General features: G+C 31.5%; 16 protein-coding genes. 12 read left to right on the top strand and 4 right to left on the bottom strand.

All coding sequences use genetic code 11. The annotated features are described in order from the left end of the window. Positions 1-77: 77 nt before the first annotated feature. The gene (locus tag ACQW5G_RS00935; RefSeq protein WP_429971233.1) at positions 78-545 is read left to right on the top strand and encodes a hypothetical protein; all 468 of its coding nucleotides are present in this window, start codon (positions 78-80) and stop codon (positions 543-545) included. Positions 546-581: 36 nt separating this feature from the next. Here the strand turns inward: ACQW5G_RS00935 and def are convergent, their stop codons facing one another. After that, entirely contained in the window at positions 582-1142 is a 561-nt protein-coding gene (gene def, locus ACQW5G_RS00930) for a peptide deformylase (protein WP_429971232.1), read from the bottom strand. A 140-nt stretch (positions 1143-1282) separates the two neighbouring features. Between def and ACQW5G_RS00925 the strand changes: the two genes are divergently transcribed. The 9 genes from ACQW5G_RS00925 to ACQW5G_RS00885 all read left to right on the top strand — a co-directional run bounded on the left by ACQW5G_RS00925 (position 1283) and on the right by ACQW5G_RS00885 (position 9372). Next, positions 1283-2236: a lactate dehydrogenase gene (locus tag ACQW5G_RS00925; RefSeq protein WP_429971231.1), complete on the top strand. Its 954-nt coding sequence runs from the start codon at positions 1283-1285 to the stop codon at positions 2234-2236. After that, complete coding sequence (locus tag ACQW5G_RS00920; protein ID WP_429971230.1) at positions 2220-2516, top strand: UPF0223 family protein; 297 nt, start codon at positions 2220-2222, stop codon at positions 2514-2516. The genes ACQW5G_RS00925 and ACQW5G_RS00920 overlap by 17 nt, the downstream gene beginning before the upstream one ends. A 204-nt stretch (positions 2517-2720) precedes the next feature. Then, the gene (gene typA / locus ACQW5G_RS00915) at positions 2721-4562 is read left to right on the top strand and encodes a translational GTPase TypA (protein ID WP_429971229.1); all 1842 of its coding nucleotides are present in this window, start codon (positions 2721-2723) and stop codon (positions 4560-4562) included. Positions 4563-4671: 109 nt separating this feature from the next. Further along, positions 4672-5838 (top strand): FtsW/RodA/SpoVE family cell cycle protein, encoded by a 1167-nt coding sequence (locus ACQW5G_RS00910; protein WP_429971228.1) that lies wholly within the window; start codon positions 4672-4674, stop codon positions 5836-5838. Positions 5839-5849: 11 nt separating this feature from the next. Next, positions 5850-6113: a YlbG family protein gene (locus ACQW5G_RS00905; RefSeq protein ID WP_429971227.1), complete on the top strand. Its 264-nt coding sequence runs from the start codon at positions 5850-5852 to the stop codon at positions 6111-6113. Next, positions 6113-6664: a 16S rRNA (guanine(966)-N(2))-methyltransferase RsmD gene (gene rsmD / locus ACQW5G_RS00900; protein WP_429971226.1), complete on the top strand. Its 552-nt coding sequence runs from the start codon at positions 6113-6115 to the stop codon at positions 6662-6664. Before ACQW5G_RS00905 ends, rsmD begins: the two co-directional genes overlap by 1 nt. 9 nt (positions 6665-6673) lie before the next feature. Next, a complete protein-coding gene (gene coaD / locus ACQW5G_RS00895; RefSeq protein ID WP_429971225.1) occupies positions 6674-7162 on the top strand; it encodes a pantetheine-phosphate adenylyltransferase in 489 nt (162 codons plus the stop codon). After that, on the top strand, positions 7149-8198 hold the full coding sequence (locus ACQW5G_RS00890) for a SepM family pheromone-processing serine protease (protein WP_429971224.1): 1050 nt from the start codon (positions 7149-7151) through the stop codon (positions 8196-8198). Before coaD ends, ACQW5G_RS00890 begins: the two co-directional genes overlap by 14 nt. A gap of 145 nt (positions 8199-8343) precedes the next feature. Further along, positions 8344-9372, top strand: coding sequence for a D-alanyl-D-alanine carboxypeptidase family protein (locus tag ACQW5G_RS00885; RefSeq protein ID WP_429971223.1), 1029 nt, complete (start codon positions 8344-8346; stop codon positions 9370-9372). A 57-nt stretch (positions 9373-9429) separates the two neighbouring features. Here the strand turns inward: ACQW5G_RS00885 and ACQW5G_RS00880 are convergent, their stop codons facing one another. The 3 genes from ACQW5G_RS00880 to ACQW5G_RS00870 all read right to left on the bottom strand — a co-directional run bounded on the left by ACQW5G_RS00880 (position 9430) and on the right by ACQW5G_RS00870 (position 11108). Beyond that, positions 9430-9984, bottom strand: coding sequence for a TetR/AcrR family transcriptional regulator (locus tag ACQW5G_RS00880; protein WP_429971222.1), 555 nt, complete (start codon positions 9982-9984; stop codon positions 9430-9432). Between the two features lie 34 nt (positions 9985-10018). Next, on the bottom strand, positions 10019-10567 hold the full coding sequence (locus ACQW5G_RS00875) for a TetR/AcrR family transcriptional regulator (protein WP_429971220.1): 549 nt from the start codon (positions 10565-10567) through the stop codon (positions 10019-10021). A 226-nt stretch (positions 10568-10793) separates the two neighbouring features. Then, entirely contained in the window at positions 10794-11108 is a 315-nt protein-coding gene (locus tag ACQW5G_RS00870) for a hypothetical protein (RefSeq protein ID WP_429971219.1), read from the bottom strand. A gap of 151 nt (positions 11109-11259) precedes the next feature. Between ACQW5G_RS00870 and ACQW5G_RS00865 the strand changes: the two genes are divergently transcribed. Then, on the top strand, positions 11260-11961 hold the full coding sequence (locus tag ACQW5G_RS00865; protein WP_429971218.1) for a hypothetical protein: 702 nt from the start codon (positions 11260-11262) through the stop codon (positions 11959-11961). 340 nt (positions 11962-12301) lie between these two features. Beyond that, positions 12302-17386, top strand: a complete 5085-nt coding sequence (locus ACQW5G_RS00860; protein ID WP_429971217.1) for a mucin-binding protein — start codon at positions 12302-12304, stop codon at positions 17384-17386. Positions 17387-17392: the final 6 nt, after the last annotated feature.

Here is a 17392-nt window from a genome sequence, read left to right as displayed (position 1 = left end):
AAGTATATAATACACAACTTCCACGGTTACATGGTTCCATGTTACTATTAACGTAGCTTGTAGATCAGTTAAGGAGAATGAAAATGATTTTTGAAATTTGTGTAGGTGTAATTATTGCATTAATTATATATGAAATTTTGCATCGGATTTTTGTGGTTAATCCAGAGAAAAAATATCAGACGGTAAATAAAGACCATGTTGATGCTGATGTTTTTAAAATGATAAGTGATTTACAAACCCAAAAACAAAATATTAATTTCACTCATTTCATTTCTTCAACGGTTCAAACTGATGTCTGGGGTAGAGGTGTGATGGTTTATGAATATAAATATCAAATCGAAACCGATTTAGAATTATTAAAAATTAGATTTGTATTGGAAGGTTCATTATCCAACCAAATGCGTTTAGAAAATAAGCTTAATCATAAATTGATGATTACCGATTGTTGGTTAATTGAGAATACATTAACTTTTGATGTAGCTGATGAGCAAAATGATGCTACGGAAGAATACATTAAGGATATTAAAAAAATTGATCAAAAATAAAAGACCTGCCATTAGGCAAGTCTTTTATTATCTAAGCTAGTCGATGAAAATTTCATCCATTGAACGACTAAATGGATTTTCTTTATCGATGTGATCATAGAACAAAGTTCCATGTAAATGATCAATTTCATGTTGGGCAATAATAGCAGGATAATGTTTCAAACGAACTTCATGTTCATTACCATCTAAATCTTGATATTTAACGGTAACACGGTCAGCACGAGGAACGTAACCTTCAACATCACGATCAACTGATAAACAGCCTTCACCAACAGTTAAAGCAGCCCGCTGAACGGAATTTGAGACAATAACGGGATTAACCATAATTGCTTTGAAAGGTGATTTTTCGTCTTCACCTTCTGGGGGAGTTAATACGGCAGCCATTAGTTTTGAAACTCCAACTTGAGGAGCAGCTAAACCAACACCGGCACGCAAACCGTACTTTTTACATAATTCATCATCTTGACTAACTTCAAGATATTCCATCATTTTTTCACCAAGCTTACGATCTTCATCACTAAGTGGAAATTGGACTTTTTCAGCTTGTTGTCTTAAAACTGGATTTCCATCTCTAGTTATATCTTTCATTAAATACATAAGATTATCTCCATTCGTTTCATTTCTTACTATTTTATTATATGGCAAATTCGTATTTATTGTAAGAGAGTGGTTTAATTAAGAAAAAATTTGCTTTTTTTTAACATAATGTTAATTTATAACATATACAAATTATATTTTTGAGGAGTGTTACCATTTTAAAATCTAAAATAATTATTAAAGGTGAACAACGTCGGATTTCCAATTTGCTTCGGGCAATGTTGGTTCAAGATACACCTGTAACTATCTTATTAGATGACCCAGAAATTTACGCTGAAGAAATTTTGGCAATTGAAATGTGTCATAATTTTCGTGTGGAATTAATGGAAGCTGACGCAAAGTTGGATAATGTTGATGGCATGATTTATTTACCAAACGATGAGTTTTATGCTCCAGAAGTAACAGATGCAGCATTAGTCGCTGATAGAATTCGTGAACCATTAATGAATTTTAGAATTACTATTAACGACATTATTAGTCGGGGATTTAATGGCAAAATTATTATTGATAGTCCTCATGATGAGGTATTTGTCTATTTTGCTGCGTACTTTTCTGGATTAGACGTTAAAAAGATTATTGGGTTAGGAACACTACCTCAAGAAATTATTTTACGGGAAGCACTGGTTCGAGAATTTAAGGTTAGTGGGGATGATATTAACGTCAATACGCTAGGCTTAAACACTCATAACTTAGTGGCTTGGAGTAGGGTTTATATTGGTCCATCAACTTTGCTTTCTTATATTGCTGACGATAGTCAAAATTATGATGATGAGATTATTAATAATTTGAGTGAAGAAATTGGAAACCACAAGATTGTTTCTAATCCTATCATTCAAAGTAAAGCAATTATTCGTTTACTTACTTGTGTTTATGGGGAAAATTCATTAATTTGTTCCGTTATTAGCTTAAAAAAGGAAAATGATAAGTTACATTTAAGTCTTGGACCCAAGTTAGTGAACCAATTTGGAGTTTTTCGTTCAATTAACTTGCAATTAGCTGATAATGAACTTCAAGAATTAACTGATGATGGTGAATGGTCAATGAATATTATTGAAAATATTAAAAAGGGTAAAAAAAATGGCAAGAAAAACTGATCAAAATTATGCTTATCCAATCGTTGAAGATTGGTCAATGGAAGAATTAATTGATGTTACCGAATTTTTTCGTAATATCGAACGAGCTTATGACGAACATGGAATTAATCGACAAAAATTAATGGATAGTTTTCGTCGTTTCCAAGAAATAAATCCCTCACGAACTGAACAAAATAAGCTTCGAAGAGATTTCGAACAAGATTCAGGATTAGACATCTATCAAGTTTTAAAAAATGCAAAAGAACACCCAAAGACTAAAAATATTAAACAAACTAATTAATTCATTGCTGGTTTGATTGACGGAGGCTTATCCTTTGTGGTAAAATCAAACATAGTTTTAATAGCGAGAAAAGGTCGCAAATCGATTTAAAAAATTAATATTCATGGTATATCACGGGCTGTGACACTGTCACAGCTTTTTATCTGATTACTAGTTCTGGATTGGATTGCTAGCTTTTAACTGCTTTTTGAGGAGGAAACATTTTTGAAAACAAGAGACGATATTAGAAACATTGCGATTATTGCTCACGTCGATCATGGTAAGACTACTTTGGTTAACGAATTATTGAAGCAATCTGATACCCTTGATGGTCACGATGAAATCCAAGACCGTGCGTTAGATTCAAATCCAATTGAACGTGAACGTGGTATTACTATTCTTTCAAAAAATACTGCCGTTAAATACGATGGTAAACAAATTAACATTCTAGATACTCCCGGACATGCCGATTTTGGTGGAGAAGTGGAACGTATCATGCGAATGGTTGATGGTGTTCTTTTAGTTGTTGATGCAGCTGAAGGTACTATGCCACAAACTCGTTTCGTATTGAAAAAAGCTTTAGACCAACATTTGACACCAATCGTTGTTATTAACAAGATTGATAAGCCAGGTGCACGTCCAGAAGAAGTTGTTGATGAAGTTCTTGATTTATTCATCGAATTAGGTGCTGACGAAAGTCAACTTGAATTTCCAGTTGTATATGCTTCTGCTATGAACGGTACTTCAAGTCTTGATCCTGATTTGGATACTCAAGAACACACTATGAAACCAATTTTTGACACTATCTTAGAAAACATTCCAGCACCAATCGATAACTCAGAAGATCCATTACAATTCCAAGTTGCTATGCTTGATTATGATGACTTCGTTGGTCGTATCGGTATTGGTCGTGTATTCCGTGGGAAGATCAAAGTTGGTGACAACGTTGTTGTTATGAAACTTGATGGTTCACAACAAAAATTCCGTGTTACTAAAATCATGGGATTTGTTGGTTTGAACAAAGTTGAAATTAACGAAGCTAAAGCCGGTGATTTAATCGCTGTATCCGGTATGGAAGATATTAACGTTGGTGAAACTGTTGTTGCACCTGACGCACTTGAACCACTACCAGTTCTTCGTATTGATGAACCAACTATGCGTATGACTTTTGGTACAAACACTTCACCATTCGTTGGTAAAGAAGGTAAGTTTGTTACTGCTCGTCAATTAATTGATCGTCTTGAACGTGAACTTCATACTGATGTTTCTATGCGTGTTGAAGAAACTGATGATCCAGGTGCATGGGTTGTATCTGGTCGTGGAGAACTTCACTTGTCAATCTTGATTGAAACTCTTCGTCGTGAAGGTTTCGAACTTCAAGTTTCTCGTCCTGAAGTTATTTACAAAGACATTGATGGCGTTAAATCAGAACCTTTCGAATCAGTACAAATTGATACTCCAGACGAATACTCTGGTTCAATCATCGATACTCTTTCACAACGTAAAGGTGAAATGCAAAACATGGAAAGTGTTGGAAACGGTCAAACTCGTATGACTTTCTTAGTTCCTTCACGTGGATTGATTGGTTACTCAACTCAATTCCTTTCATTAACTCACGGTTACGGTATCATGAACCATACTTTTGAAAAGTATGCACCAGTAGTTAAAAACTGGAACCCAGGTCGTCGTAATGGTACTCTTGTATCAATCAACACTGGTAAGGTTACTACTTATGCCATCATGGCCGTTCAAGATCGTGGTAAGATCTTTACTGATCCAGCTACTGAAGTTTACGAAGGTATGATTGTTGGTGAAAACTCACGTGACAACGATATCTCAGTTAACATCACTCGTGGACGTAACCAAACTAACGTCCGTGCCGCTGGTTCTGAAGATATTGCTAAGGTTAAAGCTCCAGTTCACTTAACTCTTGAAGAATCACTTGAATTCTTGAACAGTGATGAACTTTGTGAAGTAACACCTGAACATGTTCGTTTGAGAAAACGTATCTTAAACACTGGTGAACGTGAAAAAGCAGCCAAAAAGAACAGAAGTAAAAACAAATAATTAAATTTAATTGTTAAAGGACTATCCAATTGGGTAGTCCTTTTTTTTGGTTTCAATTACTAGTACAATAAGAATAATAGGTTTTAAAATATAATCAGTGGAGAGAGTTATGAAAAGAAGATCTAGTATTGATTGGTATCTAATGTTGCCATATTTGATTTTGAGTATGCTGGGAATTGTCATGGTTTATTCAGCAAGTGCTGGGGTTGGACTATCATTTGGACAAGGGCAGGCATCAATTTTAGCGATTAAACAGGCTTTCTATTTTTTTATTGGCCTTGGTCTGGTATTTTGTGTTAATAAATTTTGGTTTAAACTGATTTTGTCAGATCTTTTTATTATGATTTTATCGGTTCTTTTAATGGGTGCACTTTTGTTTGTACTTATAAAAGGTCAAACTGTTAATGGTGCCGCTGGATGGATTAATTTTGGGTTCTTCAGTTTACAACCAGCCGAATTTTGTAAGTTCTTCTTTATTATTTTCTTTGCATCAATTTTACGAAAACGGCAGACTGATATTGAACAATATGGACTAGGGGAAACTTTTAAAGAAAATAAGAAACCACTAGCCATTCCTGCAACGATATTATTTCTTATTTTAATTCAACCAGATACTGGTGGATTTGCAATTAATTTCATGATTGTTTTTGTGATCTTATTAGCTTCTAGTACAAGTTGGAGAACATTAAGAAATTGGACAGCTTTAGCAGCCGGGTTCTTGGTTATTTTTTATGGTGGAATTGGCTTTTTTGCTAAATTTGCAGAAAATATACATAGTTATCAACTTCAACGAATTGTTTCATTTTATAATCCATTTTTACATGCTCAAACTTCAGGTGCTCAACTGATTAATTCTTTTTACGCAGTTAGTAATGGTGGACTTTTTGGTCGGGGATTAGGGAATAGTATCCAGAAAATGGGATATCTTCCAGAAGCTAATACTGATTTTATTTTAGCCATTATTTCTGAAGAATTAGGATTGTTGGGTGTAGTTCTGGTTTTAGGACTTATTTATATGTTAATTTATCGTATGATTCAATTGGGAAGAAAGACTAATAACCTACAATACAGTTCCATCTGTTATGGAACTGCCGCATATTTAACGATTCAAACCTTATTTAATGCAGGGGGAGCTATTGCTTTAGTTCCACTTACAGGGGTTGCGTTACCATTTATTAGTTATGGTGGTTCAAGTATGTTTACTTTGAGCATTTGTTTTGCACTGGTATTAAAAATTAGTAGTATTGAACGTAATCAAGAATTACAAAAACATTAGGAGAATGGAATTTGGAAACTATTCAAACTCGAAATGAATTATTAGTTTCAGTTTTTTCGTTAAAACAAGCTAAAAATTTAAAAAAATATGGGGATATTCGCTTTATTTCAAAGAAAATGCATTACGTAATTTTATTTGTAAATAACGAAAACCTAGATGATACAATTATTGAAATAAAGAAACAACGTTTTGTAAAACGAGTAGAAAAAACTCCCACTATTGCATTAGCTGAGAAACTTAATGAATTGAATTTAAATGCAATGGAGGAAGAATAATGCGTATTATTTCTGGTAAATTTGGTGGTCGTAAAGTAGCACCTGTACCCGGTACCAAAACTAGACCCACTACTGATAAAGTTAGGGAATCTTTGTTTAATATGATTGGACCTTATTTTGATAGTGGTTCATTTTTAGATTTATTTGCGGGTTCCGGAGCTGTCTCGATTGAAGCAATTTCTCGTGGAATGAATCATGCTGTTTTAGTTGATCGGCAATATGCAGCGTATAAAACAATCAAAAAGAATATTGAAATTACTAATGAAAATCAAAAAGATTTCAAAGTTTTAAAAATGGATGCTGAACAAGCTCTGAAAAAATTGTCAGGAGTCGAAAAATTTGATTACATTTTTTTAGATCCACCATATGCGAAACAGCAAATGGTAAAGCAACTAGCTGAGATTAAAAAGTTAGATTTACTTAATCCCCGTGGAATTGTTATCTGTGAGACTGATAACCAAACTAATTTGGAAGAAGTACCTGATTATGATTTAATTAAGCAAAAAGATTATGGATTAACTGTAATTACGATTTATCGTGCTCAAGAATAGGAATTGATTATGAAAAAAGTTATCTATCCGGGTAGTTTTGATCCCATTACCAATGGACATTTAAATATTATTAAACGAGCTAGCCAAATTTTTGATGAGGTAGTCGTAGCAGTCGGAAATAATCCAGATAAAAAAACGTTATTTTCTGTGACAGAACGAGTTGATTTAATCAAAGAAACGGTTAAGGATATCTCCAATGTAACAGTAACGGATTATAGTGGATTAACCGTTAACTTTGTGCGAAAACAAAGGACTAATTTAATTATTCGGGGAACTCGTGATTCAAGTGATTTTGTATTTGAAAAAGAGATTGCCAATTTGAATAGTCTATTAGATGATCAAATTGAAACAATGTTGATTTTTGCCAATAAAGATTATGAATTAATTTCTTCATCAATGGTAAAAGAAATTAATCGTTTTAACGGTGATGTGTCTAAGTTTGTTCCAAGTCCAGTATTAGCAGCATTGAAAGCGAAGGGAAGCCATGAAAAAAACTAAAGCATTTATCAAAAAACATAAAATTTCGTTAGCACTTTCAATTACTGTATTATTCATTCTTTGGTTATTTTTATGGCCACTAAATGCATTAGTTGAAGCTCCTGGTGAAGCGATTGATATTCAACCAATGGTTAAAATTGAAAATACTGCTAAACTCAATAAAACTAAATTTATGATTACCGCAGTTTCAATTTCACAAGCACATCCAATTTCATATTTGCAAAAACAGTTTGATAAACATCTTTCAATTGAAAGTTCCGATTCAATTACTGGTGGTCAAAATAATGAACAGTTTAGTAATGTGCAAACGGTATATATGAATACCGCTATTAATAACGCCATTTATGTTGGTTATCATAAGGCTCATCGTGATGTTGCAAAAGATTATCAAGGTGTCTATGTCTTATCATTACTACCCAAATCTGATTTTAAAGGTAAGTTGGAACCAGCTGATTTAGTTGAATCAATTAATGGTAAACGGCTTAAACAAAGTATTGAGTATGTAAAATACATTAAAAGTTTGCCAGATAATGCTAAATTGACCATCCAATTTAAACGAAATGGTAAAAATCATGTTGTGAATGGACAAAAACGTCAAATCGTCCCTGGTTTTAATGGGGTAGGAATGACTATGACTGATGATATGACGGTTAAAACTAATCCTAAAATCAAAGTGAACCCAGGTGAAATTGGCGGACCTTCTGGTGGATTAATGTTTGCATTGCAAATTTATAGTCAATTAGAACATAAGTCATACTCATTTAGTAAAGTAGCAGGGACAGGTACGATCGCTCCTAATGGTGACGTAGGCGAAATTGGTGGAATCGATAAGAAAATTATCGCCGCTAATGCTAGTGGAGCCCAAGTATTCTTTGCTCCTTACATCAAGCCAACTAAAGAGAATTTAGCAATGGAGGGCGAAAAGAAAACTAATTATCAAGTTGCTAAACAAACAGCTGAAAAATACGCTCCTCATATGAAAGTTGTTCCAGTTAAAAACTTTCAAGATGCTATAAATTATTTAAATAATCACTAAAAAATAAAAACATCTTCAATAATTATTGAGGATGTTTTTATTTATGAAGCTAATTACTAATCAAATATCATGAAATGTTTATTTTTTAAGAATAAAATAGAAATTGAATTAAAAAAATAAATTGATTTTAGTAAAGGTGAGTAATTTGGTTAGCAATAAAAAAATGTGGTTAATATTTGTAAGCTTTTTATTTATGATGTTTGGATTTAACATTATGAGTATTTCGGCTAGTAATCTTAAACCAGCAATTAATGAACAAAAAATTAATCTTTCAGCTAAAGGGGCTACGGCTATTGATGCGAATAGTGGACAGTTACTATATAACAAAAATGGAAATAGATTAGTTCCAATAGCTTCCGTTAGCAAGATAATTACAGCAGATATTGTATTAGAAAAAATAGATAAAAAACAACTATCTTGGAATACTAAAATAAAAATAAGCCCTGAAATTGCTAGACTTAGCACGATTCCTTCATATACAAATGTTCCTTTAATTCAAGGTCAATATTATACAGTTAAAGAATTATATCAAGCTAGTTTAATATATTCAGCTAATGCAGCTGCGATGGCGCTTGGTAATTATATTTCTGGAAACAGTAGTGATTTTGGTAAATTAATGGGAAAAACTGTTTCAAAAGTTGGAATTAAAAATTACAAATTATATAATGCTTGTGGATTAGCAAATGGTTTGTTAGGTCAAGGATTAGAAAATCCTAATATTAATAAAAACACAGAAAATGAAATGTCTTCTATGGATCTTGCTAAATTTTCGCAACACGTAATAAATAAATATCCAACTATTTTAGAAGTTACCAAACAACCAACCTTAAACTGGCGTGGTAAAGAATATCCTAGCAATGACATTATGTCAGGTGGTAATACCGGCTATATTATTGATGGATTAAAAATTGGAAGCAGCGATACAGCAGGGGGAAACTTTGTTGGAACTGGTGTTAAAGATAATCACAGAATTATTACGGTAGTATTAGGTACGCCAGTTACTCAACAATTTAATCAAACTAGGATTCTTTTAAATGGAATTAATAAATATTTAACCACTGAAAAAATAGATAATAAATCATCTCATAGTGTAACGACAATTAATGGGATTAAGCCACTTTCTAAATTAAATTCAAAAAACAATGATATTTATTGGGTTCCTAAAACTAATTAATTGTGCAATAAAAGACCTCTTTGTAGTTAGCTTTATAACTATTAAAGAGGTCTTTTATTATAGGGTTGGAATGTTAAGTGGTTTAGTCTTTAAAAGATCCAATAATTGTTTTTGAAAAATCTTGGGTCTAGCTGGAGAGTTACTTGATATCCAATATTCAATTACGCTACTTACTGATTGGGTAAATATTTGGATAGCCATTGGTTTAGGAATTATAGCGGAATGATAATTTTTAAATAGGTTTTCTTTTTCCCAATTTCGATATTTATTATCTAAATAAGTTAACCATTCGCTACGTAAATCAGAAGTGTACATAATTTTTAATCTGGTTCTACATTTGTATAATTCTGTTACTAAAATTAATACCCATTCATCAAGCGAATTAGTTTCCTTAGATAGATTTGTAAAATTGTTGAAGACATCATAATTTACATATTCATTAGTAAATTTAATTAATTTAGGAATAGAATCGAATAATCTATAAAATGTACTTCTTGAAACCTCGGCTTCATCTGAAAGGGTATTTATTGATATATTTGATAATGAATTATTTTGCATTTCTTTTAGAAAAGCATCTGAAATTCTTTTTTTCGTTTTTAAATTTTTAATCATTTTTCACCTTGAAAATCATTTTTAATTTTAAACATTATAAATTAGTTAGTTCTAAAGTACTAGTTTGTAATAATTTTAAAAGTTGTTTTTGAAAAGTTTCAGTACTAACGGGAATCGGACTAGTAATCCAATAATCAACCACGCTACTGATAGACTGAGTAAAAAGTTGAATTGCCATATCTTCTGGAACTTTTTTAGAATGATAAGTTGCAAAAATATTTTGTTTGAGCCAAGAATGATATTTTTTACTTAAATAATCAATCCATTGAGCTCTTAAATCAGAACTATACATAATTTTTAATTTATCCCTATTTTTAGCTAGTTCAGTAGCTAATATTTCTACCCATTTTTGTGAGGAAGTATATTTGATGGATAATTCTGTAAAATTATTAAAAATTGAAGCATCAACATAATCATCAGTAAAATTTATTAAGTCAGAAATTGAGTGGAATAATCTATAAAAAGTACTCCGTGAGATTTCTGCGCGTTCAATTATATCGTTTATAGTTATTCTCGATAATGATGTTGTGCTTATTTGGGTCAAAAAAGCATCTGCTATTTTTTCTTTGGTATTTAATGTCATTAATAGTGTTACTCCTGATAATAATTTAATAGTATACACATTGTGTATTCGAAAGATGTAGTACATTATAAAAAATAGCTTAATGTACTAACATAAGTATTTTAACAATTAAATTATAACTTTGAAACACTTTTTAATTATATTACTACACAATATGAGTAATTGATTTTTACGTAAAAAAATACTGATCTTAGAATTAACTAAGATCAGTATTTTTTATTTATGATTATTTATTTTGGAACTTCCACATAATTCCACCGATAAAAGCTGGAATTAACATTAAAATAAAGATGATTAAAAGAATTTCATCTGGGAGTGCAATTCCTAGAGTTAAAATAATTCCGTATAGAATGAAACTGAAAATGAAAATGACAGTATCGATAAAACAAATAATTTGACCACAATCAGACCAGGCAATTTTATATGCTGGTTTTTTCATTAATTTATCAATTCCCCATAGACATCCAGTTACAATCCACATCACAATGTTAACGACTAATAAAAACTCTAAAACGTTAATGGTACTTAAAAAATTAAACAATTTTAATCTCCTCAATTCCTATGGAATATATTTTATATTAACAAAGATACATCCATTTTTTATAATTTTTACAATTAATATAGTACACTTATATTAAGTAGATGTAAAAGTTAGTCACTTTTAAAATTTTTAATTGAAGCGGGGTGATAGTTTGAGTAGATCAGTAAAAATTTGCTATCAAGGTGAAATATTTGTTAGTCATCATGCATTAGCAGATTATCTTAATATTTCAACAAATACTTTGTATAGTCGCTTAAAAAGTAAATATTATGATAATAATAATTTGTTAGAACGTAAGGATCCACAACAGAAGCTAATTGGTAAAAAATTCAATCATTTAACAGTAGAAAAAAGAATTACAAGTGGTAAAAATTCTACATGGCTTTTTAAATGTGATTGTGGAAAAGAAGTTGTTAGAAGATTATATGCTGTTGTCCACGGAAAAACTATCTCCTGCGGGCATGTTGTAAATAAAAAACATCATGATTATAGAATCAAGGTTAAAGAGGCTAATGAACAAGAATTTAATTTACAAATGAAAAAATTAAATGAATTAGCACAGAAAGTAACTCATACTAAAATTGGTAAACGAAATCGCAGTGGAATAATTGGAGTTACTAAAGTTTGTAATTATAACCAAAGAGGTAAGAAATATGTCTATTGGCAAGCTAGCTTAAATGTTAATAATCAACATTTTTTAAGACGGTTTAAAGATAGTGAAAGATTTAAAGCCATGATTCAACGGGGACTATGGGAGAAAAAGTATTTAGGTGAAATTCAACCAGGAATAAAAACATATTTAGACAACTATCTTAAACTTAATAATATTACTTCTAATGATGTAGTTATTTAAAATTTAATGAATATTTGTACAGCTATCACGACGATTGTGATAGCTTTTTTTTGTTAATCAAAAAATTATTTTAAAACGGACAAAGTGTTCAAAAATTAATTTTATTTATTATAAGTAGCCTTTGTTTATAGTTCTTTTACCGAGTTTATACATTATTAAAATTATTATTAGCTTTTTTTCGAACACTTTGTCCTATTTTGAAAAGACTAATAAGGTTAACAGAACATAATTTATGATGTAATATTTGCTTTGTTATAAATAAAAATTATATAAAAAAAGAATTTAATTATACATAAAGCGAAATATTATTACATATGATAAATCAAGATGGAGGTATTAAATGTATAATAACGAAAATAAAGTTCATTATAAAATGTATAAAGCAGGAACAAAATGGATTGTTGCTGGATTAACTACAATAGCATTCATTGGTGGAAGTACATACTTAACTTCTGCTCATGCTGATAAGACTAATGCACCAGTTGCAAATTCAACTACAGTTCAAATGAATACGACTGAAAGTGATAATAATCAGGTTAAATCTGATGCAGTAACAAGTAGTAATGAAAAAGTTGATAATAACCAAGCAGTAGCAATGGATAATAAAAGTTTATCGAATGCAAATACAGTAGATGAAAATAATGTTACACAAGATAGTGCGAAAGCAGATACTACGGCACAAGAAGCAGATAATAATACAGATGATTTAATTAAAACTAGTAATGATATTCATCCTAATAATGAAACTTCAAATAATTTAGATACAGAAACAACGATTATATCTAAAAATGACAATCAAAATAGCAATTCTTTTATAACTAATACTCAACAAATTAATACAGCGATTACGCAAAATAGTGATCCACTATCAGTTGAGAATGGGACATGGGGAAGCGCACAATATAAATTTAACGAAGATGACGAAACTTTATCTTTTGATAATGGTGGAGATCTTGGGAATACAACACTACAGGATAGTTGGCTCCAAGATAACTATAAATCTGTAAAACATGTTGAATTTAATTCTAAAGTTAGAGTGGATGATACTAATGGTTTATTTGCTAGATGGGGCGGAGTAGTTGATTATAAAGGACTACAAAACTTAGATACTTCTGGTTGTTCCAATTTTGATAATATGTTTTTGGATAATCATAGTTTGGAATCTATTGATTTAACTGGGCTTAATACGAGCAATTCTATATCAATGAATGGCTTTTTATCAACTAACAGAGGTACTGATGGGATAACTGGTTCAGCCCTTACATCAGTTAATCTAGGTGGAATTGGTACTGCTAAAGTTGAAAATTTTTCATCGTTATTCAATGGTGATGAATCATTAACAACTATCCAGGGACTAAATCAATTAGATACTAGTTCTGCTACTAATATGGATAGTATGTTCAAAAATAACTATGTTCTAAATCAATTAGATTTATCTAATTTTAATACAGCAAATGTAACTAAAATGGGAAATATGTTTAGAAGTTTATATTCAGTGCAATCTTTAGATGTTTCATCATTTAATACTACAAATGTAGTAGATATGAGTTACATGTTTTGTGGGGTAGCTAATGCAACTAAAATCATTGGGTTAGCATCGTTTGACACTGAAAATGTAACAGATATGAGTTATATGTTTAATGGTGATGCATCATTAATTGAAATTAAAGGATTAGAATCATTTAATACAGTAAATGTAACAGATATGAGTAATATGTTTAATGATGATCAACTATTAACTACTACAGTTTATAATGCCGATTATACTAATGGTTATTTAGATAATAGTAGATTTAATATTTCACATTTTAATACCGGTAATGTAACTAATATGTCTAATATGTTTAGTAATGATTACAATATTATGGAGTTAGATTTATCTAATTTTAATACAATAAATGTAACAGATATGAGTAATATGTTTAATGGTGATGTTAATTTAGCTTCGTTGAATTTATCCAGTTTTGATACTGTCAATGCAAATATAAGTAATATGCTTTCTAATCTACTTATTTATCAAGACGGATATCTATATGGACTAGGACAATTAATTTTAGGAATTAATACAATTTTAAATTCAAAAATTGGCTTATTTACTCCTCCAGAGAATTCATCAATTCCAATCACTAATGACATGAAAACTACTGGGTATTGGCAAAATATTGGAACTGGTAATTATCCATCTATTCCAATGGGAGGGGATGACTATACTCCAAATGGTATTTTAATTAATGCTACTGGAAAAAATTCTCTAACTGATGGTAAAAGCCATGCTGGAACGTGGGTATGGTCAATCGTTTCTTTGATAAGTGAGGTCTCAGAAGAAGGTACTGGTACTGAAACAATCCATTATGTTGATGTAAATGGTAAAAAAATAGCATCAGATGAAGTAATAACGTCTCATTTTACTAGAAATGGAACTAAGGATAATATGACGAGTGATATTACCTGGAATGGGGATTGGACGAGTACTGATGATATTTACAATATTACTTCACCAATAATTGCAAATATGACACCAGATAAAAATAAAGTACAAGGAACGGTTAACGAAGGTGAAAACAATGAAGCAACCGTAACGTATACTGATAACACATCAGAAGTAACTGATTCTACAAGTAACACAATAACTATTCATTATGTAGACACAGAAGGTAAGACAGTTACACCAGACAAAGTAGTAACAGCTCACTTTGTTAGAACTGGAACTAAAGATGATGTAACTGGTGATATTACTTGGAATGGTTGGACAAGTACTGATGATACTTACGACATTAAATCACCAACAATTACAAATATGACACCAGATCAAACATCAGTTCAAGTAACAATTACCGAAGGTAAAAATGATGAAGAGATTGTAACATATACTGATAACACATCAGAAGTAACTGATTCTACAAGTAACACAATAACTATTCATTATGTAGACACAGAAGGTAAGACAGTTACACCAGACAAAGTAGTAACAGCTCACTTTGTTAGAACTGGAACTAAAGATGATGTAACTGGTGATATTACTTGGAATGGTTGGACAAGTACTGATGATACTTACGATATTAAATCACCAGTAATCATAAACATGATACCCAATCCAGCCGAAGTTCACGGAACTATTACCGAGGGAGAAAACGATGAAGTAACCATAACGTATACTGATAACACATCAGAGGTAACTGATTCTACAAGTAACACAATAACTATTCATTATGTAGACACAGAAGGTAAGGCAGTTACACCAGATAAAGTAGTAACAGATCACTTTACTAGAACTGGAACTAAAGATGATGTAACTGGTAATACTGTTTGGGATGGTTGGACAAGTACTGATGATACTTACGACATTACTTCACAATCAATTGCAAATATGACACCTGATAAAACTAAGGTACAAGGAACAATTACCGAAGGTAAAAACAATGAAGTAACCGTAACGTATACTGATAACACATCAGAAGTAACTGATTCTATAAGTGGTACTGAAACTATTCACTATGTAGATGCAGACGGTAAGACAGTTGCACCAGATAAAGTAGTAACAGCTCACTTTACTAGAACTGGAATTAAAGATGATTTAACTGGTGATATTACTTGGAATGGTTGGACAAGTACTGATGATACTTACGATATTAAATCACCAGTAATTACAAACATGACCACAAATCAAACTGAAGTTCACGGAACTATTATCGAGGGAAAAAATGATGAAACTACAGTAATCTACAATTTGAACCTTAATGATGATGGTAAAGCCCAAATTTTTGTTGTCCCAGAAATTCATTTATCAGTTAATAATCAATGGACACCTTCTTCAACGATATTAGATTTAATTGATAAAAATGGGGAAATTGTTAATATTCAAAATGCAATTGATGATGGATCATTAGTTTCATCAATTGTTCAATTATCTAAATCGGCTACCCCTACAAATAATTTGTATAGAAGATTCTTTATGTTAGCAACGACTAGTAATGTAAACACACCAGCTACAGTTCAAGAAGTAAATACTGTTCCTGGCACATATGTATGTTACTACTGGTTTGACGGACAAATAGCTCAAACTACAATTTATGTTGGTAATGCTAACAATGATGGACAAATTATTGATTCAATTATTTTCGTTGATTCAAATAATGATAAAGTTGGAAACGGATTTGTTTTAAAGGGTGACCAGGGAACTAAGTTTGATATTTCCACATATATTCCAAACGGATATACATTAGCTAATCCAAGTGATCAATGGTTTACTCTTGAAAAAACTGGTGCTTTCACTATCTTAGTTGCTAAGGATCAAGTCCCAAACAACCCAGATAATGGTGATACAAATAATTCCGGAAGTACTACAACACCAACGAAGCCAAGTGACAATAATAACGGATCAAATGATAGTGGAACTGTGACACCAAGCACCCCGGATAACGGTAATTCAAATAGCTCAGGAAGTACCACAACACCAACAAAACCAAGTAATAATGATCAAGGATCAAATGATGGTGGAACTGTGACGCCAAGCAAGACAGATAACGGTAATGCAAATAATTCAGGAAGTACCACAATCCCAACGAAACCAAGCGATAATAATACTGGCTCAAATGATGGTGGAAGTGTAACGCCAAGTAAACCAGATAATGGTAATACAACTAGTTCAGGAGGTGCTACAACACCAACCAAGCCAAGTAACGATAATCAAGGTTCAAATGGTGACGGAACAGTAGCACCAAGCAAACCGGATAACGGTGAATCAAATAACTCTGGAGGTGCTACAACACCAACCAAGCCAAGTAACGATAATCAAGGTTCAAATGGTGACGGAACAGTAGCACCAAACAAACCGGATAACGGTGATACAACTAATTCTGGAAGTACTACAACACCGACAAAGCCAAGTGACAATAATACTGGATCAAATAGTGATGAAAGTGTAACCACAAGTAACTCAGATACTGGTAAATCAAATAACTCTGGAAATGCCACAACATCAAGCAAACCGGATAACGGTAATACAAATAGCTCAGAAAGTACCACAGCACCGACGAAACCAAGTGACAATAATACTGGATCAAATGTTGGTGGAATAGTAATCCCAAGCAAGCCAGATAATGGTGATACAACTAATTCTGGAAACAGCACAACACAATCAAAACTAAGTGATAACAACACTAATTCGAATAATTCATCTGTAATTATAGGTAAATCAAATGATTATGAAATTATTCCAGTACCAGCAATTAATAAACATTCAAATAGCATAAAGCTAGATAAAAATGACGATTCAATAATTAAAATCAATGCTAATAAAAAACACTCTTTACCAGCAACTGGTGAAAACAGTGACAATAAGCTTATTAGTTTAGTAGGTATGATTTTAGTTACATTTAGTGGATTATTTGGGTTAACTAAAAAATGGAGAAAATTAACTAAATAATTCATT

Origin of the sequence: Fructilactobacillus sp. Tb1 (genome assembly GCF_050500285.1) — a bacterium.
GTDB lineage: Bacteria > Bacillota > Bacilli > Lactobacillales > Lactobacillaceae > Fructilactobacillus.
Note: the sequence above shows the minus strand (reverse complement) of the source record. Positions and strands in the feature narration are given on the sequence as shown.

Coding starts and splice junctions, on each gene's coding strand:
- ACQW5G_RS00935 (WP_429971233.1), top strand. CDS start 78: ATGAAAATGATTTTTGAAATTTGTGTAGGTGTAATTATTGCATTAATT.
- def (WP_429971232.1), bottom strand. CDS start 1,142: ATGTATTTAATGAAAGATATAACTAGAGATGGAAATCCAGTTTTAAGA.
- ACQW5G_RS00920 (WP_429971230.1), top strand. CDS start 2,220: ATGGCAAGAAAAACTGATCAAAATTATGCTTATCCAATCGTTGAAGAT.
- ACQW5G_RS00910 (WP_429971228.1), top strand. CDS start 4,672: ATGAAAAGAAGATCTAGTATTGATTGGTATCTAATGTTGCCATATTTG.
- rsmD (WP_429971226.1), top strand. CDS start 6,113: ATGCGTATTATTTCTGGTAAATTTGGTGGTCGTAAAGTAGCACCTGTA.
- coaD (WP_429971225.1), top strand. CDS start 6,674: ATGAAAAAAGTTATCTATCCGGGTAGTTTTGATCCCATTACCAATGGA.
- ACQW5G_RS00890 (WP_429971224.1), top strand. CDS start 7,149: ATGAAAAAAACTAAAGCATTTATCAAAAAACATAAAATTTCGTTAGCA.
- ACQW5G_RS00880 (WP_429971222.1), bottom strand. CDS start 9,984: ATGATTAAAAATTTAAAAACGAAAAAAAGAATTTCAGATGCTTTTCTA.
- ACQW5G_RS00875 (WP_429971220.1), bottom strand. CDS start 10,567: ATGACATTAAATACCAAAGAAAAAATAGCAGATGCTTTTTTGACCCAA.
- ACQW5G_RS00860 (WP_429971217.1), top strand. CDS start 12,302: ATGTATAATAACGAAAATAAAGTTCATTATAAAATGTATAAAGCAGGA.